General features: G+C 26.4%; 22 protein-coding genes and 5 pseudogenes. 11 read left to right on the top strand and 16 right to left on the bottom strand.

All coding sequences use genetic code 11. The features are described from left to right. Positions 1–136: 136 nt before the first annotated feature. Positions 137–577: pseudogene (locus OIO11_RS13565) on the top strand (IS4 family transposase); the annotation flags it as partial. Here OIO11_RS13565 and OIO11_RS13560 read toward each other — a convergent pair. Beyond that, positions 540–1,010 (bottom strand): cobalamin-dependent protein, encoded by a 471-nt coding sequence (locus tag OIO11_RS13560; RefSeq protein WP_268071980.1) that lies wholly within the window; start codon positions 1,008–1,010, stop codon positions 540–542. The pseudogene OIO11_RS13565 and the gene OIO11_RS13560 sit on opposite strands and share 38 nt — an antisense overlap. Before the next feature lie 212 nt (positions 1,011–1,222). Between OIO11_RS13560 and OIO11_RS13555 the strand changes: the two genes are divergently transcribed. Next, positions 1,223–2,908: an ABC transporter ATP-binding protein gene (locus tag OIO11_RS13555; RefSeq protein WP_268071979.1), complete on the top strand. Its 1,686-nt coding sequence runs from the start codon at positions 1,223–1,225 to the stop codon at positions 2,906–2,908. 641 nt (positions 2,909–3,549) lie between these two features. Here the strand turns inward: OIO11_RS13555 and OIO11_RS13550 are convergent. The 3 genes and pseudogenes from OIO11_RS13550 to OIO11_RS13540 form a co-directional block, all read right to left on the bottom strand. Continuing rightward, positions 3,550–3,837, bottom strand: a pseudogene (locus tag OIO11_RS13550) (RNA-guided endonuclease TnpB family protein); the annotation flags it as partial. Positions 3,838–4,014: 177 nt separating this feature from the next. Further along, positions 4,015–4,995, bottom strand: a complete 981-nt coding sequence (locus OIO11_RS13545) for a replication initiation protein (protein WP_268071978.1) — start codon at positions 4,993–4,995, stop codon at positions 4,015–4,017. Between the two features lie 550 nt (positions 4,996–5,545). Continuing rightward, a pseudogene (locus OIO11_RS13540) lies at positions 5,546–5,842 on the bottom strand (Tn3 family transposase); the annotation flags it as partial. Between the two features lie 322 nt (positions 5,843–6,164). On the opposite strand from OIO11_RS13540, the gene OIO11_RS13535 reads away from it, so the two are divergent. Beyond that, positions 6,165–7,715 (top strand): WG repeat-containing protein, encoded by a 1,551-nt coding sequence (locus OIO11_RS13535; protein ID WP_268071977.1) that lies wholly within the window; start codon positions 6,165–6,167, stop codon positions 7,713–7,715. A 118-nt stretch (positions 7,716–7,833) separates the two neighbouring features. On the opposite strand, the gene OIO11_RS13530 is transcribed toward OIO11_RS13535, so the two are convergent. The 8 genes from OIO11_RS13530 to OIO11_RS13490 form a co-directional block, all read right to left on the bottom strand. Next, the gene (locus OIO11_RS13530) at positions 7,834–8,226 is read right to left on the bottom strand and encodes a hypothetical protein (protein ID WP_268071976.1); all 393 of its coding nucleotides are present in this window, start codon (positions 8,224–8,226) and stop codon (positions 7,834–7,836) included. Between the two features lie 163 nt (positions 8,227–8,389). Next, positions 8,390–9,274 (bottom strand): hypothetical protein, encoded by an 885-nt coding sequence (locus OIO11_RS13525; RefSeq protein ID WP_268071975.1) that lies wholly within the window; start codon positions 9,272–9,274, stop codon positions 8,390–8,392. Positions 9,275–9,447: 173 nt separating this feature from the next. Continuing rightward, entirely contained in the window at positions 9,448–9,672 is a 225-nt protein-coding gene (locus tag OIO11_RS13520; protein WP_268071974.1) for a hypothetical protein, read from the bottom strand. Positions 9,673–10,115: 443 nt separating this feature from the next. Continuing rightward, positions 10,116–10,259 carry a hypothetical protein gene (locus tag OIO11_RS13515; protein ID WP_268071973.1) on the bottom strand — a complete coding sequence of 48 codons (144 nt, stop codon included), beginning with the start codon at positions 10,257–10,259 and terminating at the stop codon, positions 10,116–10,118. Positions 10,260–10,264: 5 nt separating this feature from the next. After that, complete coding sequence (locus OIO11_RS13510; protein WP_268071972.1) at positions 10,265–10,423, bottom strand: hypothetical protein; 159 nt, start codon at positions 10,421–10,423, stop codon at positions 10,265–10,267. A 345-nt stretch (positions 10,424–10,768) separates the two neighbouring features. Beyond that, entirely contained in the window at positions 10,769–11,134 is a 366-nt protein-coding gene (locus tag OIO11_RS13505; protein WP_268071971.1) for a hypothetical protein, read from the bottom strand. 237 nt (positions 11,135–11,371) lie between these two features. Continuing rightward, positions 11,372–11,740, bottom strand: coding sequence for an RNA polymerase sigma factor (locus OIO11_RS13500; RefSeq protein WP_326497942.1), 369 nt, complete (start codon positions 11,738–11,740; stop codon positions 11,372–11,374). A gap of 256 nt (positions 11,741–11,996) precedes the next feature. Continuing rightward, positions 11,997–13,721 carry a replication initiator protein A gene (locus OIO11_RS13490; protein ID WP_268071970.1) on the bottom strand — a complete coding sequence of 575 codons (1,725 nt, stop codon included), beginning with the start codon at positions 13,719–13,721 and terminating at the stop codon, positions 11,997–11,999. A 500-nt stretch (positions 13,722–14,221) separates the two neighbouring features. Between OIO11_RS13490 and OIO11_RS17285 the strand changes: the two are divergent. Continuing rightward, positions 14,222–14,350 (top strand): annotated as a pseudogene (locus tag OIO11_RS17285) (BhlA/UviB family holin-like peptide); the annotation flags it as partial. Between the two features lie 113 nt (positions 14,351–14,463). Here OIO11_RS17285 and OIO11_RS13480 read toward each other — a convergent pair. The 3 genes from OIO11_RS13480 to OIO11_RS13470 all read right to left on the bottom strand — a co-directional run bounded on the left by OIO11_RS13480 (position 14,464) and on the right by OIO11_RS13470 (position 17,307). After that, on the bottom strand, positions 14,464–15,687 hold the full coding sequence (locus OIO11_RS13480; RefSeq protein WP_268071969.1) for a WG repeat-containing protein: 1,224 nt from the start codon (positions 15,685–15,687) through the stop codon (positions 14,464–14,466). Between the two features lie 271 nt (positions 15,688–15,958). Continuing rightward, the gene (locus OIO11_RS13475) at positions 15,959–16,732 is read right to left on the bottom strand and encodes a DUF4367 domain-containing protein (RefSeq protein WP_268071968.1); all 774 of its coding nucleotides are present in this window, start codon (positions 16,730–16,732) and stop codon (positions 15,959–15,961) included. Then, a complete protein-coding gene (locus OIO11_RS13470) occupies positions 16,732–17,307 on the bottom strand; it encodes an RNA polymerase sigma factor (RefSeq protein WP_268071967.1) in 576 nt (191 codons plus the stop codon). Before OIO11_RS13470 ends, OIO11_RS13475 begins: the two co-directional genes overlap by 1 nt. 60 nt (positions 17,308–17,367) lie before the next feature. Between OIO11_RS13470 and OIO11_RS13465 the strand changes: the two are divergent. From OIO11_RS13465 to OIO11_RS13435, 7 genes and pseudogenes are all read left to right on the top strand, one after another. Continuing rightward, positions 17,368–17,550: pseudogene (locus OIO11_RS13465) on the top strand (RNA polymerase sigma factor); the annotation flags it as partial. A 39-nt stretch (positions 17,551–17,589) separates the two neighbouring features. Then, positions 17,590–17,817: a BhlA/UviB family holin-like peptide gene (locus OIO11_RS13460; RefSeq protein WP_268071966.1), complete on the top strand. Its 228-nt coding sequence runs from the start codon at positions 17,590–17,592 to the stop codon at positions 17,815–17,817. 27 nt (positions 17,818–17,844) lie between these two features. Further along, positions 17,845–18,036 carry a peptidoglycan-binding domain-containing protein gene (locus OIO11_RS13455; RefSeq protein WP_268071965.1) on the top strand — a complete coding sequence of 64 codons (192 nt, stop codon included), beginning with the start codon at positions 17,845–17,847 and terminating at the stop codon, positions 18,034–18,036. Between the two features lie 16 nt (positions 18,037–18,052). Then, on the top strand, positions 18,053–18,391 hold the full coding sequence (locus OIO11_RS13450) for a peptidoglycan recognition protein family protein (protein WP_268071964.1): 339 nt from the start codon (positions 18,053–18,055) through the stop codon (positions 18,389–18,391). Positions 18,392–18,857: 466 nt separating this feature from the next. Continuing rightward, positions 18,858–19,589 carry a hypothetical protein gene (locus OIO11_RS13445; RefSeq protein ID WP_268071963.1) on the top strand — a complete coding sequence of 244 codons (732 nt, stop codon included), beginning with the start codon at positions 18,858–18,860 and terminating at the stop codon, positions 19,587–19,589. 192 nt (positions 19,590–19,781) lie between these two features. Continuing rightward, the gene (locus OIO11_RS13440) at positions 19,782–20,336 is read left to right on the top strand and encodes a hypothetical protein (protein ID WP_268071962.1); all 555 of its coding nucleotides are present in this window, start codon (positions 19,782–19,784) and stop codon (positions 20,334–20,336) included. Between the two features lie 417 nt (positions 20,337–20,753). Beyond that, positions 20,754–21,320, top strand: a complete 567-nt coding sequence (locus OIO11_RS13435; protein WP_268071961.1) for an amidase domain-containing protein — start codon at positions 20,754–20,756, stop codon at positions 21,318–21,320. Positions 21,321–21,388: 68 nt separating this feature from the next. Here the strand turns inward: OIO11_RS13435 and OIO11_RS13430 are convergent, their stop codons facing one another. Then, positions 21,389–21,673: a hypothetical protein gene (locus OIO11_RS13430; RefSeq protein WP_268071960.1), complete on the bottom strand. Its 285-nt coding sequence runs from the start codon at positions 21,671–21,673 to the stop codon at positions 21,389–21,391. Between the last annotated feature and the right edge of the window lie 154 nt (positions 21,674–21,827).

The raw sequence follows: 21,827 nt of genomic DNA, 5'->3' as shown, positions 1-21,827 counted from the left end.
AACACCTCCATGTGTCTGATTTCTAGTCAAAATCATTTAAACACATAGAGGTGTTTTTTTCATTATAAACAATTTTCCATTTATGCTGTTGTCAAGAAGTAATTATTACTTTGATGCAACAGCAAAATGTAGAAACTGGTTGGCATTAATTTCTACAGATACTACATTAAGCGATGAAGAAATAATAAGAATCTATGGCAAGCGTTGGGACATTGAAGTATTTTTCAAGATGAATAAATCTTTTTTAAATTTAGCAAAAGAATTTCAGTGTCGTTCTTATGATGCTATGATTGCACATACTTCAATCGTTTTTACAAGATATATAATGCTAGCAATAGAAAGTAGGAATAATTCTGACCTCAGAACAGTTGGAGGTCTATTTTACCATTGCTGCGATGAACTTGAAGATATTAAATTTCTTGAAGCTATTCAAATTATACTAGATTTACTTAAATCAGCATTATACGAAAAGCTATCGCTTTCAAAGACTCAAATTAACGAATTTCTAGACTACTTCATATCAACATTACCTAGTTTTATCAAAGAGAAACTAGCTTTTTTAGTGTGCGAAAGTTGAGTAAGTTATAAATAATATTACTTATACTTTTTTCACCTTCACCAAGTCCAATGGCATCAATCCAAGGGCATATTTTTAGAGTATCATCAGATGTTAAAGTTGCCTGTGGACCACCAAAAATTACTTTTATTTTTGAATTTTTTTCTTTTAATCTTTTAGATAATTTAATTGTTAAATAATATGAATTACTCATAGTATAAAAGCTTACAACATTAGGATTTTCATTTAAAATATAGTTACACATAATATCAATATTAATATTTGAATCAGATGTTTCTTTTATTAGTGATGCTTTAATTAAATATCCAAAATCTATTATTCTAACAGAATACCCTTCTTTTTTTAAAATTGTTCCAAGACTAAATAATCCATTAGAAAAATTATTTTTTTTGTTCATATCGTTTGGTGGATTAATTAAAACAATTTTTTTCATAACTATAGCACTTCCTTAAATCAATGTACAAATTATTACAACATAAAAATCAATTTGACAGAAAATACATACTTGAAAATATAAATTTTATATTATTATGTCATATTGTAACTATAATTGATTTATATTATGATTTATGTAAATTATGATATAAATATATATAAATGTAAATAAAATAAGCAATATACATTTATAAAGAAAGGCGGAAAGATATGAAGAAATATCTGTTTAAAAACAAGATATGGTTTTGGGCATACGCAATTACTATGGTAATAAATGCTATAGTAATAACTTATTCGGCATTTTTAATAGAAAGGATAGTTAATTGTGCTACAAATACTGAAGTAGCATTACTAGAGAGACAAGTAATATTTTCTATAATATATATTTTTGCTTTATTTGTAATAGAATATATACGCCGTACTTGTCGAGCAATATATTTAAAACAAAGTGTATTTGATTTAAAGAAAGATTTATTCAATAATTTAATTAATGAAGACTTGATAACTTTTAGCAAAGAGAATAGTGCAAAGTATATTTCAATACTTAATAATGATGTAAAGATGGTTGAAGATAATTATTTTGATAATATTTTCGTTATAATTCGTAGTATAACAATGTTAGCAACAGCAGTAATATTTATGATATGCATAAATATTTATGTTGGAATTCTTGCTATTTTATTATCATTACTACCTATACTTATTCCTATGATATTTGGAAAAAAATTAAGCAAATTTAAAAATGAATATTCTAAAGCGTTAGAAATTTATAATATAAAAATTAAGGATATTTTTACTGGATTTGAGGTAATAAAAAGTTTTAATATAGAGAAAAATGTTAAGGAAAATCATATTAAAATAAATGCTAATACAGAAGAAAAAAAGTACAAGTCTTATTATGCTGAAGGTATTGTAAATGCTATTAGTAATTCAGTTGCATGCAGTATAGTAGTAATTATTTTTATAGTTTCAGTTTATTTTGTAGTTAAGGGAATGATAACATTTTCTCTTATGGTAGCTGTTACGCAATTATCTGGAAATATTACAAGTCCAATTTTTAGTATGATTGAAGCTTTTAATAAAGCTAAAGCAGTAGGGGATATAAATGACAAGTTAATTAATATGATGTACAAAAATAACCAAGAAGATAATGGAATCGAAATAGATGAATTTAATAATAAAATTCAAATTAAAAATCTTACATATTCATTTGATGATAATAGAAACATATTAGAAAATATAAATTTAGAGTTATATAGAGGAAAAAAATATGCAATAGTTGGTGGTAGCGGAAGTGGAAAGTCTACACTAATAAAATTAATTCTTGGATATTATGATAATTATAATGGGAATATTTATATAGATGGAATTGATAATAGAAAAATCAGAAAAAAAAGCATCTTTAAGATATGTTCAATGATACATCAGAATGTATTCATGTTTGACGATACTATGAAGAATAATATAACTTTATATAATAACTATAGTGAAAAAATTGTATATGATTCGATAAAAAAAGCAGGATTAAATAATCTTATAAGTAAATTAGATGGGGGAATAAATGCTCAAATTAATGAAAATGGAAATAATTTTTCAGGTGGCGAAAAACAGCGTATAGCTATTGCCAGAGCATTTGTAAAAGGGAGTAATATGGTAGTATTAGATGAAGCTACATCTAGTTTAGATAATGAAACAGCATATAATATAGAAGATTCATTATTAAATATTAAGGATATTACTTGTCTAGTAGTGACTCATCGCTATAATTCGGAAATCTTACGCAGATATGATAATATTATTGTAGTAAAAGATGGAAAGATTTATGAAACAGGAAGTTTTGATGAATTAATGAATAAGAAAGATTATTTTTATAGTTTATATAATATTGCTAATTAACGATTAATTTATCATAAAGTAAACGAAGATGGACTATAAATTTGAATGATATGTTATTTTCAATTTATTAGTAGCTTATGCTGTATGAAATAAATGAAAATTGGAGTATACCGAGTAAGTAAAATATTTTTAGGCAAAAATAAGGAAAGGCCGCCAGCAATTACCTTGCCGGTAGGCCTTTTATTCATGTCAAAGACTTTTTATAATTATAGTTACCAAACACCAAATATAGAAAGGAGATTTAACATATGATCAAATAAGTATAAAAGAGTATATGGACCCGTTTACGGGTGAGCCAGTAAAAAAAGGCGAAAAATAATACCCCCTTTTAGGGGTAGCTTGAAAAAATATGCGGTTGGCAGACCATTCAATGTGTCTTTAGACACAGACAGTAACATGCCCTTATAGAGCTAGAGCATGCCACCCGTTTTACGGGTGGTCATGACTAAACATTATATTATAATATTAAATCATATAAAGTATATCCTATACCCATAATTATAAAAAGACTAAAAAACATAATTAAATGTGAACTACCACCACTTATAGAAGATGGTGGCTTCGTGGTCAATATTCCTAACGGAACAAGTTTACCCACGCTATCAAGATTATTCCAACCTCTCTAGTCAATATATCTTTTATTATATTGCTAGTTTTAGCAAGTTTTTACTTGTGTTTATATCCCTATCCATTATCATTCCACATACAGGACAAATATAAGTTCTACAAGACAAGTCTTTTGTTTGGCTTGATTTATTTCCACAATTAGAACATAATTGACTACTAGCATAGTTTGATGGTGCAACTATTATTTTTCTGCCATACCAATCAGCCTTATATTCTAACATTCTTCTAAAGTCATACCATGATACTTCACTTATTGCTTTAGCTAGTTTATGATTTTGTTGCATATTCTTTACTTTTAAATTTGTTTTTCACCATCATTAAGTTATGCTTTGGTATAATTTAATTATATATAATTTAATCTTTGAATATTTTTTATTTCTTTGGGAATAATTTCTAATACATTGCAAAACTACATTTTTTATCACTTTTAATTCCCCCAAGGCTTATAGGTTCCCCACTTATAAGTCTTTCCCCTTTATTCATCCCAGTCCTAATAGTTTTTTCTCCAACTCATCATAATCGTACTCTCTCTGCTCATAATCATTAAATGAATCAACTTTACCTTTTAACTCATTAGGTCTGTAATCTTCCTTAATAGCTTTCATTATCCACCCTACTACATTTTTTATATCTTTCTGCTGTTGTAATAGTAGATATTTTTCTTTTATAATATCCATATTTTTATTAGCAGCTCTATATATTTTTTCTGCATTTACCGTTGTTATATCTTCATCAAATATATTCTTAATTTCCTCTATGTACTTCGCATCATCTTTTAATATATTGGGGTTAGTTTTTATTATAAATTTTAATTCAGTTACTTTTCTTCCTGTTTTTATTTGTTCAATTTCAAAGTGTATATCAGTCTTTTTATTTATTTCTTTTTGTGATTGAATAATAACTCTCCTTTTAAAATCTGCGTATAAAGGGTATGTATTTTCATCTATGCCAAGAATATCTTTTAATTCTTCTACATTAAAAGTTCTGCTGCCTATTTTTTCATACTGTTTTAATAATTCATATATTCTAAATGAATAAGAGCTCTTTAGTTGTAGTATGTCTTTCAATTCATAACTTGTAAATCTATTTTTTAGCTGTAACAAATATGGTTTTAGCTTAGGTGAAAACTCAAGCTCAACAATTCCCTCACCCTCTATGTATTCTACTGAAGATAACCAACTAATTTGCAAAGTTGATTTTTCTTTTTTTATAGTAAAAACTTTTCTCATTAGATCTTTTGTAATATCTTTTATATCTTTATATAGTCTATTATTTTTGATCTCTAACATTCTGCAAAAATCTTTTACTTTGAATCTATATTTTTTAAATTCCTCATCCTCTGGTTTTATCACAGACACAAGAGTTAAGATTATTCTCTGTTCTCCTGAAGTTAATCTGTATGAAGCTTCTATAAGTGTATTAGATTTCACTACTAGTTCACTATTTTTACGTTTTCTCATAAGTCCACCCCTTAAATTACCTATATAAGTTCATTATACACTAATTATGACTTTATTTAAATTAGTCATAGTTAGTGTATAAATCACCATCTTTTTGTCATAGTTCACCATCAAAAAGTCATAGTTAAAATTCTTTTCACCATCAAAGTGTCATAGTTCACCATCTTTTTGTCATAATTAAGTCAATGAAACTTAGTAATATCAATGGTTCTAGGGGTACGTAAAATATTTAAAATATATGTTTTATATAAAATAATTAAAACAACTATAGATTGCATTGTATTTTCATAAGAATTATATAATTTATGAACTATTTTATTTAAGTTTAAATAAGATATTATTATTTAATTTTTCACCATCTTTTTGTCATAGTTAACCCCAAATTTGTCATATTTAAAATCTATACACATCTTATATGAATGTTTCTCAATTTGTTGCAAAAATAAAAGCTTCCGCTGATCCAGAAGCTTAGTTGATTTCATAAAATTTTTATTGCCAGTTGTGCCACTATTTCTTTAAATTATGAAGCAACATACTAAAAGCAAGTTTATGTTGAAATTTCACCGCTTTTACCATAGAAAATAAAACTGTTAGCAAAATTCCAGTTTTCTACTACATTCAAGCCTTCATGTATCCTAATTCTCATTTCTTCTGAATCAAGATAGCTGCATAGAAATATTGTTTTAACTGCTTTACCAAGTTCAGCTAAAGCTTGATATACAGGATGTTTTAAATTATTTCTAGTAAATCGTTTTAGAATAGATTCTGTTTCAGCTGTACCTAATCTTAATGCTGTAGCATATTTTATCATCTGGTCATACTGCTGCTTTATTAAATTATTGTTTAATTTAATTACTTATTTTTGTAAATCTTATATCTTGGGTCCCTTTATTTTACCTTATACTATATAAAAACACTTTTTTCTTTCAATGTGTAAACCATAATTACAATTTTTTATTTTATTCTATTGGTAAAAACTATAATTAATTCAACAAATAATATTTAATTAAATATAAAGTATATGATACAATAAATTGTAAAATTATCTGTGAAGTTATTAACAAATTTAAAATCCTCACCTCATATTATTCTATTTTTGCTCTTATTTCAAGAAATAATCATATTAGTGTGGATAAACCTACATAAAACTAAAATAAGGAGGCATTTTTATGTATAAGAAAAAATTGATTAAACTACTATCTTTAATATCTATTATCAGTCTAGCTACTCTTACTGGCTGTGGTAAAAATACATCTAAACAAAACAAAAGTGTATTAGCTTATACAGAAGATAATTTTACACTTCCAGAGGGCACTAAACAAGTGAGGGATATTCAATATTTAGGTGAAGAGGTTTATTCTCTTAATCTAGGTAAGGAAGAATTTGAACCAAAATATAAGCTTGTAAACTCTAAGGGAAATTTAATTACAAAAGATACATTTTCTTATGTAGAAGATACTCATATAGAACCTACTTTAAGCTTTTCTAATAATCAATCTATACCTGTTAAACACAACTCTAAATATAGATTGATTAATAAAAAAGGGGAATTTGTAAGTGAACCTTATGACTCTATAATTTATTCAGGGGGAGATGTATATAGAGTTCAAAAAGATAATCAACATGGATACATTAATTCTCAAGGTAAAAATATAGCAAAATTAATAAATGGTCCATTATATTATTCTTATGATTTTAACTTTTTAACTTATAAAAATGAAAAAGGTAAATATGGATTTATAAATTCCCAGGGTAAGACTATATTTCCCTTTGAATTTGATGAGGTTAAAAGTATTTATGCTGATACAAAGTTAGTTCCTGTACGTAAGAATAATAAGTGGGGATTTATAGATAAAAAGGGGAATAAAATTAAAGATTTTATTTTTGATAATGTAGCTATATTTTCTGAGGGTTTAATTAGTGTACAGCAAAAGGGTAAATGGGGGTTTATGGATGATAAAGGAAACATTAAAACCCCTTGCAAGTTTGATAACCCTCAATTATTTTCAGAAGGATTTGCTGTGGTATCTTTAAATTCTAAAGAGGGAGTTATAGATAAGAATGGTAAATCTATTATTCCTCCTAAATTTATTTCTATTAGTGATTTTACAGATGGACTAGCTATGGCCAAATCTGAATATAAATCAGGAATTATAAATACAAAAGGAGATTATGTTATAAAACCTACTAGTAATTTTAATGGTTTTTCTTGGGATGATAAAAATATCATTTTATACTCTTATATAGATAAAACTCAAATAGCTCAACTAACAGATAGAAATGGAAATATATTAAGTAATGAAAAATTTGAAAATATAAATCCTTTTCAAAAGGATTTAGCTCTTGTATCTAGAAAAAACAAATTTGGATTTATAAATAGAAAAGGACAAATAGTAGTTCCTATTGAATTTGATAACAAAGATAACATTATGAAGTTTATAGAAAATTTATGTATTGTATATAAAGAAGGTAAATATGGATTAATTGATACTAAGGGAAACTATAAAATTCCTATTAAATATAATGAGATCAAATATATAGCTAAAAATCATTATGCAGTAAAATTTAAAAATAAATGGGGTATTGTAAATGGTGATGGTAATATAATTAAACCTACTGAATATGATGAAGCTATATCAATCAGTTCTTCAGAAGATTGTAAGTTTAAAGTTTTTTTAAGAAAAGGTAATAAAGGACTATTTCTTAGTTTTAAGAAATAGTCCTAAAATTTTTATAACTAATTTCAATAATTTGATATACTGTTATACCATTTATATCGGAAGTTAAGTTATTTATTATCATACTTATGCCATTTATGATATTTTACTTTTATTAACTTTATTTCTTAAATTTGCTACCAAAAACCCCTACTAATATCCCTGATAAAATCAATCCACCGCCTATTATAAGTGTAAAAGGTTTTAATTCTTCCATTTCTGTAAAAAATCTAAGACCAACAAAAATTAATCCCATGAAAATACACATAATTGAATTAACATAGAATGATTGAGCAGCTTTGTTATATCTACTTTTATCCTTTTGTATGAGTTCATTCAAAAATTCTATTTCTTTTTCACATTTTCCCTTGCAATCTATTCCATTATTAAGTTCACTAGCACAATCATGACAAAGAGCTTTACCACAGAACTTGCAAATAGCTACTGCATCTTTTTCAGGATGATTATCATAGGTTATTAATATATACAAATTATTATTGATTATTGAATACATATAGAAGTAGATGGTAAAAAAATCTTTTGTAGATAAAGCTAGTTACGCCATGTTATAAAATCACATATATGGTAACTAGCTTTTATTAATGTGAAAAAATCACCAATTGTTGGAGAAACCCCTTTTAGGGGTAGCTTGAAAAAATATGCGGTTGGCAGACCATTCAACTTGTTAAACTGTATTTTAGTATGATTTTTGAAAGCAATGTATAATATACCTTTATACAATCACCTTCACAAAATAAAAGCTCTTCATTACTTGTAAATTTAACTTCTTTCTTTTTTTCATAATTAGTTATTATGTATATATAATAAGAAGACCCGCCACTTCTACCTCTCGATTTTATATAATAGTCTGTACACTCTCCTTCTATTGAAGAAGCTAAAGTAAATGTAATATCTAACAAAAATAGAACTGGTTTAATTAAAGTTACAATAACAAGTATATTTATACCTTTTGATAAAATTAATACTGTTACTGAAGCTATTAAGTACATACTAAGAATTCCTTTATTAGATAACCTTAGTATTTCTTTTCTTGTAAATGATTTTTCAATATCTAAAAAACTAACTTTACATCTCCAAAAAAAGGTGTTTTTATATTCTTTATAAGTACCACATGATTTTTGCCACGCTGTCTTTCTGTCAGTTTTTAATAATTCATCATAAAACCACAGTACAGTGAGTAGAATTGAAAAAAAAAGTGCATTAAATGCAGAACTGTTTATTAATTTATCATCTATTAGTGTATTAATTATTAAAAAATAAGATAATAAAGCTATATTAAAAATAAACATATAACTATTTTTTTTAAATATTTTCTTAAAAGAATATTCTAAATTATATTCTGTATCTTTAAATACACCAAAAACAATAATAAAAATACTTATTACTTTTAAAAATCCAAATACATTAATTAAATCCTCAATAATTTTATTATCTATTAAGTTTAGAATAATTAAACCATTTAATATTAAATTAACCAAAATAAAAAATATACATATATAAATATAAATATGTAATTCTCTTCTGTCTCTTTTAATTCCCACTATATATTTCTCCTAACTGATATCAATAGAGTAAACCTAAAGTAATATATAATTCTTTCAATTAATCTAAAGAAATATATCTCTAATATATTTCTTATATTAGAGATATAAATAAAATTTTTGCATAATTTTACTTTATATAAAACATTCTAATATTCTTGATCAAATAAAATTTAACAATTTTTTTCTTCTAATTTTTTCAATGTATCTAAAATCTTTTTTTTAAAAAGCACCTCTTCTTCTCTAACACTTTTGATAGTATCAAGCATTTCCCCAAATTCTTTTAAAAATTGTTTTTCATAATGTTGAGCCATTCGTCTTTCTCTTTTAAAAAAAGTCAAGAGGAACATACTAGCTGTTATTAATGCTGTTATTCCAATAATTTCAATTTCAACCATTTTAACCTCCTCAATATATTTTTTTATCACTTACAGAATTTTTGGTATTGATTTGCCTAGTTTTTTAGCGGTTAAGGGGTAATAACCGGCAAATGTGAATTTTACAATACATATATTTCCAAAGTGTTGATAAATTCATAAGATATTTTAAATGTTTCAGTATTAATTCTAAGCCAGAATATTCTAATGAAATATATTTTTATTAATAATTGTCTTAATGTATATATTCAGCGTTTTACCAGCATTATTCCGTTAAGCTTTTATGTTTTTCTCCACTAATGCATAATAGAATTATAGCAAATAAATCCAAAACATTACAAGGAAATTTTCACCAAGCAAGATAAAACAAAAATATAGAAAAATAAGCTTGCAATCTATCAGGATTGATTAATAGAGGGAACGTGATTTTTGTTGTGACCTAAATAAGAGGAATAACTTTTATATTAAAATTTGTATAAATTAATCTTAACAAACATAAACTTCCAGTTTTTGTTATGACCCCTGGGGTCATAGCAATAATCCAGCTTTTCACTCATGTTCTTTATTTCATCCTTAATCATACTTTCTAAAATCATTAAACCTTTCATCTAACCTATCCCTTAACATATATCTCAACACCATCCTTTTCTATATTACGCTTCAGTACCCCTTTTGATATATTCTCAAAATAAACCATATCAAAATCAAGAGGAGTATTAAGCTGTCTAAGCTCATCCTCTATAAGATTTATGTCCATACAACTCATTTCCATTATTTACTACTGACTATATTTTAACATAAAAACTAATGGAAGAAAGTTTTAGGTACTCCTGCACCTTTGTTTTTTTATCAATTTTTCCCTCCATAGTTATTGCTTGATAAATTTTTCACCATCTTTTTGTCATAGTTAACCCCAAATTTGTCATATTTAAAATCTATACACATCTTATATGAATGTTTCTCAATTTGTTGCAAAAATAAAAGCTTCTGCTGATCCAGAAGCTTAGTTGATTTTATAAAATTTTTATTGCCAGTTGTGCCGCTATTTTTTGCTATTATGTCATAACTGTTTCTTTTGATATTAGACTTTCATATGGTGATTTAAGGATATTACGTCTTAAATTTTATTTTTTACTTTCCAATAAATAAGTTGTAAAAATGAAATCAAAGTAGTAGCAAAACCTATAATACTAACTATCGTATCATATTTGTCGTAATGATATGTTAATGCCTGTTGCATACACATAAACCAAAGAAATAGTGGCAACGCTAATAATATAATATTCAATATAATAAATTTTGTATTTCTTATATAAAAAACATATACTGTAAAAAATAACAATAACAGACTTGATATTAATACACCATCACTAAAAAACATTTCAGCAGGTATATCACTTGTAACTAACATTTTATATGCCCACACTATTAGCACGAATGTGCTTATTCCTAAACCAATAACAATATCTTTTATTTTGTTCATATTTACTTAAACACTCCTAACTTTCTCATATCATTAATTACTTTATAGATGATAAAAAAAAATTAATTGTTACACAATATCTTTATATTATTCAACAACAAACTATATCCAATTATACCATATTAACCCTTAAATAAAAGTAGCTCCAGCTATTTAGTATCTAGAGCTACTTTTTAAACCTTTAACTATTTTATTACTTAGCTGAGAATTGTATATAGTCAATTCTCAACTTTTAATTTACTTCTTCCTTTTCATAATCTCCCTAAGTTTCTTAACTGCTCTTGTCCTCAAGTAAGTAGTCCTATCATACCCAAGCTCTATATCGCAGGCAATCTCCTTGAAGCTTTCATCATTAATATAATATCTGTTAAGTATTTCTCTCTCTACTGGTTCTAATTCATCCATAGCAGCATAAAGCTCTTTAACTTCCTCATAAGCTATAATCTGGTCCTCTATGGTAAAATCATAAGCTTCATCTTTGTTAAGTATATTCTCATCAAGAATTTCTCTAAAGTGTTTTATCTCTCCTTTTAAAAGAGCTGCAAAATTTGTATTGATTGTATTTATAAAATACCCATTATAAGACTTGCTGCCAAGTTTGTACATATGTATTGCCTTTATGATTGAAAGGTACCCCTGGAGCTTTTAATGCAGATCTTCAACCATTCATCCCAAAGTGAAACTTTAAGATATATTGGGATAACGGAGGATGAAAAGAAAGAGGTTTATTTGAGGAGTAATTTGGGTTAGATAAATATTTTGTTTAATAGAAAAGCTACTAAATATAACTTTAGTGGCTTTTCACATGATGTTCTTCCAGCATAACTAAGCTCCTGCTGGAACAGAAGCTTAGATTTTAAAACTATTTCATTTTTGCTATTTCCTCATTTTTAAAATCTTCAAAGCATTTTAACACCAACATTTGCGAAATATTATTTTGTAATTTCTTTTTAAACAACTCACTTTTTTCTTGTTTCTTTTGAAAATCCAGCCACTCTTGTTTTTGTTTTTCTAAAAATAGTCTATCTTGTTCAGTTAATCTATCATCTACTAATAACAATTTGTATTCTGAAATTTTATTTTCTGCATCATTCTTTAGAACTGCTAGTAAATTTTCATACATCAATTCATATGCCCCAATATTATCTTTTTTAAACTTTTTAATCTCTTTATCAATATATTTATTATATTCATTTTGAGTTTGCTGCTGTAAATCCATCTTACTTGTTTTAGATTTTTGCCTCTCCTGCTCTACATAATCTACTATATGTCTATGTGTAAGTTCTAGCTTTACATTATTAGTTGTAAGCGCAAAATTTAATAATCCTGCTGGATTAGCTATTTTCCTTTTATTCTTTTCCTCTTCTAACCACAAAATATATTTAATTATCTCCCATTTATCCTTTTCCTTTACTATTTTATTAGTAAAATCTTCGCTTGCACCTAAATTTATCAATTTCTTTTTTATGTTTTTAGGTATATATAATGTAAATTCATCATTTTCTTCATCATCTGCTGCTGATTTATATTTCATAGACAATCTATCAATTACATCTTGTTTTGTTCCTTTAAAAATAAAGTATAAGCTATGTTCTTTAATTCCATTAATTAAAATTTCATCTCCATAAAAATAATCTTTGATTAGTCCTGTTTTCACAAAAGTTTCTAAGGGTTTTTTTACCTTTCTTTTAAATTCGGAAATATATTTATATTTCAATGGTAATTTACGAGATAATACCTCTATACTTCTTTTTATATATGTATAAGGCTCTTTATTACTTTGATGCATATTTCCTTTTATATATAGATATAATCTTCTTGTATAACCTCTAGAGGGTAAACTGAAATATTCATTTGGTTTAAGATACTTAATATATTCATGTTTAATATTATCTATAATCATTCTATTAAATTGTACTTTACACTTCGTTGTAACCTTTTTATCTCTTATACGTTTCTCAGATTGAAATTTTGCATCTAAAATTAAACTAAAACCTTCAATTTTAGATTTTAAATAACTTTCATCCTTTTTAATATAAAATATTCCCTCATTCAAACTATAGTAAGTAGTATTTTTTAAAGTTAATATTTCATCCATTAAACTATTTAAAATATTTCCTGCAGTAGATAAATTCATGATTTTAGCTAACTCATACATAGTAAAATGCATTGTATCGCTCTCAATATCATACATTTTTTTTGAATCATTATATACCAAAGGAGCTGTTTTATGAATATATAATGCTACTAATCCATTCCAAACATTCATTGTTGTGAGTGTTGGAATATCTCCAATTATCAATATTCCTCTTGATTTATTTTTTCTATCTACCCAATTTTTATAAGATACAGGTATATGTTTATATTCTTCTTCTCTATGTACTTGTTTTAATTTCTTTTTTTTAGCTTCAATAATTCTCTTTACTCCTGATGAGAGATCATTTTGTTTTTCTAATTCTCCAATAGTAATGACTTCTTTTGTACTACCTATAAATAAAGGATTTTCAGCTACATTAATATCTACTACTGAAGTTTTTTGATAAATTACTTTTGTTTCCTGTTTATTATTTTCAATATTAATTTCCATTAATACACTTCCTCTTTTCTCGAAGTTCATAACAAATTTTCTCGCATTTCACAGCAAAACTTATTCTAATTTTATATTTTTTAAACTTTAAAATCAATAAAAACATTTTTGGTATCTTTAAAAAAATTCTCGAAGTTCGCAACGAATTTTCTCGTACTTTAAAACAAATACTATTGCAAATTTTCTCGTACCTTATGGAAAGCTTTCTCGAAGTTTAAAACAAGTTTTCTCGGAGTTCGTGCAAAAATCCATCTCGTTAACCCTTGAAATAAGCTACTTTTAAAAAATTTACTACAACAACACTATAAATATACTATATTATTGTTATTATACTGTCTTTATACTGTACTAATCCGTACTTTGGGGTCACAAGGCAAGCCCACCCACCATCCCAATTATAATTAAAAATTTCAAAATAATTGCAGCTGATTTTATACATGTTAATTAAAACTGCATATATAAACTTTAAAATAAAAATTCTTAAATTGGAGGTGGCCCACTTGGAAAATGAACTTTTAAAACTGGCTTCATCACAGGGAATATGGGCTGCACTATCTGTTGTACTTATCTTTTACATATTAAAAGCTCAGGAAGAAAGAGAAAAGAATTATCAAACTATAATCGAGAAAAAGTGAAACTTTAAGATATATTGGGATAACGGAGGATGAGAAAAAAGAGGTTTATTTGAGGAGTAATTTGGGATAGAAAAAGTCTTAGGAAATACCCTAAGACTTTTTCAATATTATTTTGAGTTCAGTTTTTTTATATATCCAACCTTCCCATTCTTTTCAACAACAGCAATTCCATTGTTAAAGTTAGTTACTCGAGTAAATTGAGGTTCTATTACAACTTTACCTGTTTTATCTATAAAACCATATTCTTGTCCTATAAATTTACCTTTGAGTGGTTGTTTTATTACCGCAAGTCCTTCTTTAAATTCACCATCATCAAAATACTTACATTCACTAATTTTATTTCCATTTTTGTTAATAAGTATGTTTTTATCACCTATTGTTACAAAGCCTACACCTTCTGAAAAATAAATAGGATAATCAAATTTAGCAGGTATAACTATATTACCTTTTGTATCTATAGCACCAAATTTTCCTCCTTGTTTAAAAGAAGTAAGTCCCTCATTAAAAGTCATAACTTCTTCAAATTTAGGCTCAATTGTAATTTTTCCTTTCTTATCAATAAATCCATATTTATCATTAATTTTAATCCTGGCTAATCCATCATTAAAGGCTTCACATTCTTGAAAAGTCTTACCAAATATATTGCTGCCTTTTTCATTAACATACCAGCATTTATCACCTATTTTAACACCAAAATATCCGTCACCAAATTCTGTTATTTTATCATACTCAGGTTTTAATATCATATTTCCTTTTGTATCATAGACTCCATATTTTATTCCCTCTTTTAAAGTAATTTTTTTTACAACAGCATATCCTTTATCAAAATTTGTTATTTCATTAAACTCAGGTTTTATTATTATATCTTCTTTTTTATTTATAACCCCATCTTTCTCATCTACTTGTATAACAGAATATCCATCTTGAAACCCTGTAACAAAATCAAACTGAGGTTTTATTACTATTGTTCCTTTTTTATCAATAACTCCCCATTTATCTTCAAGCATCATTGGAGCATATCCTTCATTAAAAGCTCCTATTTCATTAAATTGTGGTTTTACTATTATATTCCCTTCTTTATCTATAACTCCATACTTACGGTTCTGTTTAAAAGCTGTAACTCCTTCAGTAAAAATAGTACAATTGTCAGCGTACAATTCCATATCCTTTGTAGTTCCTGGCAAATTTTCTACATACTCAAAATTAGAAGCTATATATTTTTTTTCATTTTGGGAGCAACTCGAAATATTATTATCTTGTTTTTGACAGCCCGTTATTGAAAAAACTAAAGCAATACCAACAAATATAGACATTAAAAATTTCTTATACATAATAATTCTCACCTCAAATTAATTCTAATATTTTCTATTAATTTAAATATTTTCAAAATCTAAGCCATTATAACACATTCAAAAAATATTCTAAACCAATTATTGCTACAAATTTAATACTTTACATAAGAGTACTCAATTCCAAAAACATTTCACTTTTTCAAAAAAAATTTTATTTTTTTATTATTTTGTTGAAACGTTTTATCCATTTCTCCCTCTTCTTAATTTAAAATAAATCTTAGTAGTCATTAAAATAAGCCCTATCTAGGGCTTATTTTAATGACTGTATGATTTTTATAAAATTTTCCTTAGAAATTGAATCAAATGCTGTAATATTAAATTCAAATCTTTTACTAAACCAGATCGCTTTACAAAAACCAGCATCATCACAAATTAAAGTTACTTCTTGATGATTTATAGAAATTTTTTCACACTTGTTTTTTTCATTTGTTACTGCTGTTGTCTTTTTACTTTCATTATAAGGTGTCTGCTCAATGATAATTTGTTTATCATCTTTTATATAGAGTTGTCTAACTTGCTGTCTGTTAAATGGTTTATCTATTAGTTTTATTTCTTTTAACTTATATCCTTCCGGCAAATATTCAGACTTTAATATATTAAACTTAGCCTTTTTTTGTGCTTCTTCAAAAGTTAATGATTTTTCTATTGAATCTCCCTTTCCAGAGGTATCCATAGATTTTTCTTCATCACTCTTACTGGAAAACTTCAAAATTCTATTACCGTCCTTAACTTCTTCAAATAATTTCATCATATTAAATTTAAATGCTCTTACCTCAGCTACTTCACTTAATAAAGTAGCTGCAAATAATAGCACTAGAAAACTAGCAGCTATAGCTACATTTTTTTTTATATTAAATTTTTTAAAATTTTGATTTTTTTCTTTATTTTTTGCCTCTATATTCTTTTCAAATCTATCCATTACCTTGTCTAAATCAGGTACCTCTATATCCCCTATACCTTGTATATTATCTGAATTAGTTCTGCAAGTATACTCAAGTAATTTATCTAATTTATCTTTTTTCATTATTTTATCTTCCTTTCTAAAGTATCAGCTTCTACTTCATTTTCAAAGTAATTCTTCTGCATGTACTTGAATATAGCTTGCTTAGCTCTCATATGATGTACTCTTACAGTATTTACATTAATATTTAATACTTCTGCTATCTTTACAAAAGATAACTCTGAATAATATTTTAATATAATAACTTCTCTATATTCAGGTTTTAATTCATTAATAGCACTTGTTGCATACCTTGCCAACTCTTCATTTATAATTATACTTTCAGTTAAAGATTCTTCTTTTACACGTATCAAATCTAAAATTATATTTTCACTTGGTATTTCTCTTTTGGTCTTTTTAATAAATGCCACTGCATCTCTCTTGGCAATGGTAAAAATCCATGATTTAAATTTGCTATGATCTCTCAAAGAATTAAAATTCTCATAAGCCAGCATCAAAGTATCCTGCAGAATATCCTCTGCCGAGGCTTTGTTTCTTACTATACAAAATATAAATTTATACAAGTCTGTATAGACTAGAGAAACTAATTCCTTAAAACGTTTCATATTATCTTGTTTTTTTCTTCTAAAGTTTATCATTCTTAAATACCCCTCTTATGTAATGATTTCTAATACATTTTGTAATCATTATACCAATACTATAAAAAATTGGACAAACTTCCAGAACAGCAGAAGAAAATTTTAGAAGAAATATTTCTAAAAGACAAAAAAGTATCTGAAATAGCAGCTCATTTGCATATATCAAGACAAGCAGTAAATAAAACCAAAAATAAAGCATTGGAAAACTTGAGAAAACACTTGAATTCTGAGTGGATTTATTAATATACAGCTTATTTATAAAAAGACAAGGGGGTGAAAATAGTGGAAAATGAAGTATTAAATTTAGCTTCGTCTCAAGGAATATGGGCTGCACTATCTGTTGTACTTATCTTTTACATATTAAAGGCCCAGGAGAAAAGAGATAAAAGACAAGAAGAAAGAGAGCAGAACTATCAATCAATAATATCTAAACTTACAGACAAATTCAATATTGTAGAGGATGTAAAAAAAGATGTTGAAGCAATAAAAGACCATGTATTCAAAAATTAATCTTAATTCCATAAAGGAGGTTATTATATGCTACTAAAAAAAGGTGACAGAGGATTTAATGTAAAAATGTTACAGCAACATTTAATAAATCTTGGCTACAGCTGCGGAAGTTACGCTGATGATGGAATTTTCGGTGAGGGTACTTATACCGCTGTAGTTAAATTTCAAAGAGATCATTCTTTAACTGTTGATGGAATAGCTCGTTCTTCACCATTCTGAACATAAAACCTGGAATGTGTATGATATTCATAATTTTCATAAGAATGAAAAGGGCTGGAGTTGTATTGGTTATCATTTCTTTATTACTAAAGAGGGTAAAATTTACAGAGGAAGACCTGAAAAAGCTATAGGTGCTCACTGCCTTCATCATAATTCAAATACCCTTGGAATATGTGTTCAAGGTAATTATATGGTTGAAACTATGCCTAAAGCTCAGGAGGCAGCTGTAATAGCTCTTTGTAAGTATCTTTGCTCTAAATATACTATAAATAGTATTAAAGGTCATAAAGAACTAGGAGATACCGATTGCCCTGGTACAAACTATTCTTTAAGCAGTATAAAAAACTCAATTTAAATAGCCTTAGAATAGTACATACCAAAATCAAATATTAAAAGCAATATGTCGCCTATAAATTGGGCGGCTTTTTTATTGTTTAAAAAATTTTCAAATTCCTCATAAGCTATAACCTAATCCTCTATGGTAAATTCTTATAATTTGTTAACAATACCAAAGTTATCTGTTTTGTAAAATACATCCCTTAAGCACACATGTAACTCACTTTTATTATCCAAATTTAGTATACAAAATAAGAACTACAAAAATTTTTAAAAAATTTTTGTAAAAAATGAAACGTTTTTATAATATTCCCCTCTTATGTATGTAATCAAATTGATCACTTGCTTTATAGTTAAAGTTTTAGTGCTAAAATTATAACATATAGAAAAATATGTAAACTGAAAAGTATTACTAAAAGATTATTTTAAAAGAATATATATGCTTTTCATAATATTTAATTTGAGTTAAATTGAGGAGGATTAATATGATTAAGAAAAAACTAATAGCATTAACTGTTTTAGCAGCAATAAGTATTTCATCCACATTAGTATCAGCTAGTGAAATACAACCTGAAAAATCCAATGCTACAATATCGAATGAATGTTATTATACAGATGTAAAAGAGATGAATACTGATAATTTAAATTCTAATAAGATAGACTTAAGGTCAAGACCAGCTGATGGATATACCTGGACTATGAAGCCAAATGATATTAAGTTAATAGGAGATAAAACTCTTGGAAATTGGGTTCACATTTACACTGGTCATCCTGCAAGTCGACAAGGCGAATATGATACAATAAGTAAAGAAATTGGCTATTCTCATACTTTTTCTGGTTCTTTTACAGCTTCATTCTTAAAACAATTGGCTCAAGTTTCCTTGGGATATTCTTTTGGTACTTCTGAAAGTTTTAGTATAGCTAAAAATTCAGCTCCTCTAAAAGAAGGTGAATATGTAAAGGCTTATTATATAAAGAATTATGATGTATCTGAAATTACTCAAAGAGAATTATATTTTAATTCTAATAATAGACCAGTCTATAAGGAAACTGGTAAAACACAGAAAGTAACCGCTTATAAAGCTATTTTTCCTAAATTAAAATTTGAATATTATAATAGAAATGGTCATAAAGTAAGGTCATTAAATGCTTTAGATGCACCTTCGAAAGTAGAATATTATGAATATAGAAATGGACAATATACTAAAGTTGACTAAACATGTAAAAAGTTATTAAAAAATTATTGAACTATAATTAGCATCCACCTTCTAAAGAGGAGGTGGAGTAATTTATAAATTAACATTACTTGTTAATAACAATAGAGTTTATTATTATATAATTATATAACTTTATATTACATAGCAATTTCCCATGATATAAGTAAAAAATAAGTTTTTAGGAGGAGTTAAATGAAAAAAAATTATATTTTTAGAATACTAATTACTTTATTGATTATAAGTAATCTAGTTACCCTATATTTTTACAAACATAAATCTACTGAATATGAAAGCAGCTTAAAATCTAGTATTCAAAACATTTATTTTTTACAAGGTGAAAATGCTAATTGGAGACTTAAAGATGGAGTATTTTTTTTAGCAAAAAATAAGACATATTTTAGTGGGGGGCTTTTAGAATATGTAGGCGATAAATCATTGAATGTAAAATATTTGGAGATAAACATCATACTAAAAGGAAAGGATAATAAAGTAAAAAGGAAATTAGATTCTGTAATACATACAGTTGTAACTAAAGATAATATCAATATTCTAAATGATAATAAAATACCTTTGGGACATATAAGCGAACCATCTTCAGAGGTTATAGATTTAAATTCAAAAGACGATATTTATATAAATATAAAATATACTACTAATGATAATAAAAATGAAACAGAGGAATTTAGATTAAAAGGGAAATCTATTAATTTATCAAAATTTGAAACTGGATCTGCGTCAATATCTTAGATATAAAAATAGCTTTGTAAGTACAATATTATTTTATTACTCCCGTATTTTATTACTCCCGTATTTTACTATAATCAGGTAAACATGATGTAATTATTTTAAATTATAGGATATTAAACCTTAAATACATATGAATGATATCAGAAAATTAGAGGATACCGATTGCCCTGGTACAAACTATCCTTTAAGCAGTATAAAAAAGTCAATTTAAATAGCCTTAGAATAGTATATACCAAAATCAAATATTAAAAATAATGTGTCGCCTTTAAATTAGGCGGCTTTTTTATTGTTTAAAAATTTTTAAAATAATAGGTTTACATTTTAAGCTTAAAGTTCTTTTTATAGGGTGTACGACAAATCAAACGGATCCAGAAGATAAAACTTACAAAAATAAAAAATTTAAAGGAGACGATACAAATGAGCTTATATGATTCTTACAACACAACTAAAGCATATGAATATGCAAGAAAATGGAGTAATAATGATGATGACCATCCGTTAAGAAATCCAGCATATTCAAGCGAAGGAGGACATGACTGTGCAAATTTTGTATCACAGTGTTTATATGCAGGTGGTATGAAAACTTATGGTGACTGGTATTTTGAAGATGACAAAATTATAGTTGGACAGTATATACCAAGAAAAGGTTCTGTTGCATGGATAAGAGCTTCAGCTTTCGGACAATTTTGGAAGAAACACGCTAGATCTACTACTACAGTTAATTTAAAGGATATTAAATCCAATAGTTCTTTTAAAAGTAGAGTATATGATAAAACTCAACTAGGAGATGTTTTAGCACTTGTACATCCCAATGGGGATGCATATCACATAATGTTTATTAGCGGTAAAGGAAAAACTAATGATAATTATGATATATTTTATTGTGCACATACTAAAGAAAGACGTCATGATGGATTCTATGATAAACTTAATAAGATTCTTCCACTAGGACCAAATGATAAATTAACAATATTCCACTTTTAGATTATAAATATTTTAAGCTGTTGATAAAACATCAACGGCTTAAAATATTTTGTAGTCTAATATATAATTCACCCATTTCCATAATACTTTACAGAATACATAAATAAGAATCTTTTTATTCCTATATAATAATGTGTAGGATACATAGTATCTCCATCCTCCCAAAAACTAACATAGTATTCTTTTACGTCTTCATATTCAGAATAGTTAGTTTCTTGTATATTGGCTGTTACCGCCTGTTTTATGGAATCAGTTAAAGCTATATGTAGTCGTATAGTTCCTTGAGGCGTTGACTTAACACCTATAATAATACATATAAATAGAATTACTATTAAGATTATCTTTTTCTTCAAGCTAACCCTCCTTTTCTATCATATATCTTTAGTCGCTTGCAGAATTCTGCAAGCATTGATTTGCCTAACTTTTAAGCCGTTAGGCTTTTATATTTTCCTCCACTGCGACATAATAGAATTACACCACATAAAACCAAACACCACAGAGGAGGAG

Origin of the sequence: Clostridium sp. ZS2-4 (assembly GCF_026719745.1) — a bacterium.
In the GTDB taxonomy this organism is placed as follows: domain Bacteria; phylum Bacillota; class Clostridia; order Clostridiales; family Clostridiaceae; genus Clostridium_H.
The sequence above is the reverse complement of the archived record's forward strand: the minus strand, read 5'-3'. Positions and strand labels throughout refer to the sequence as shown.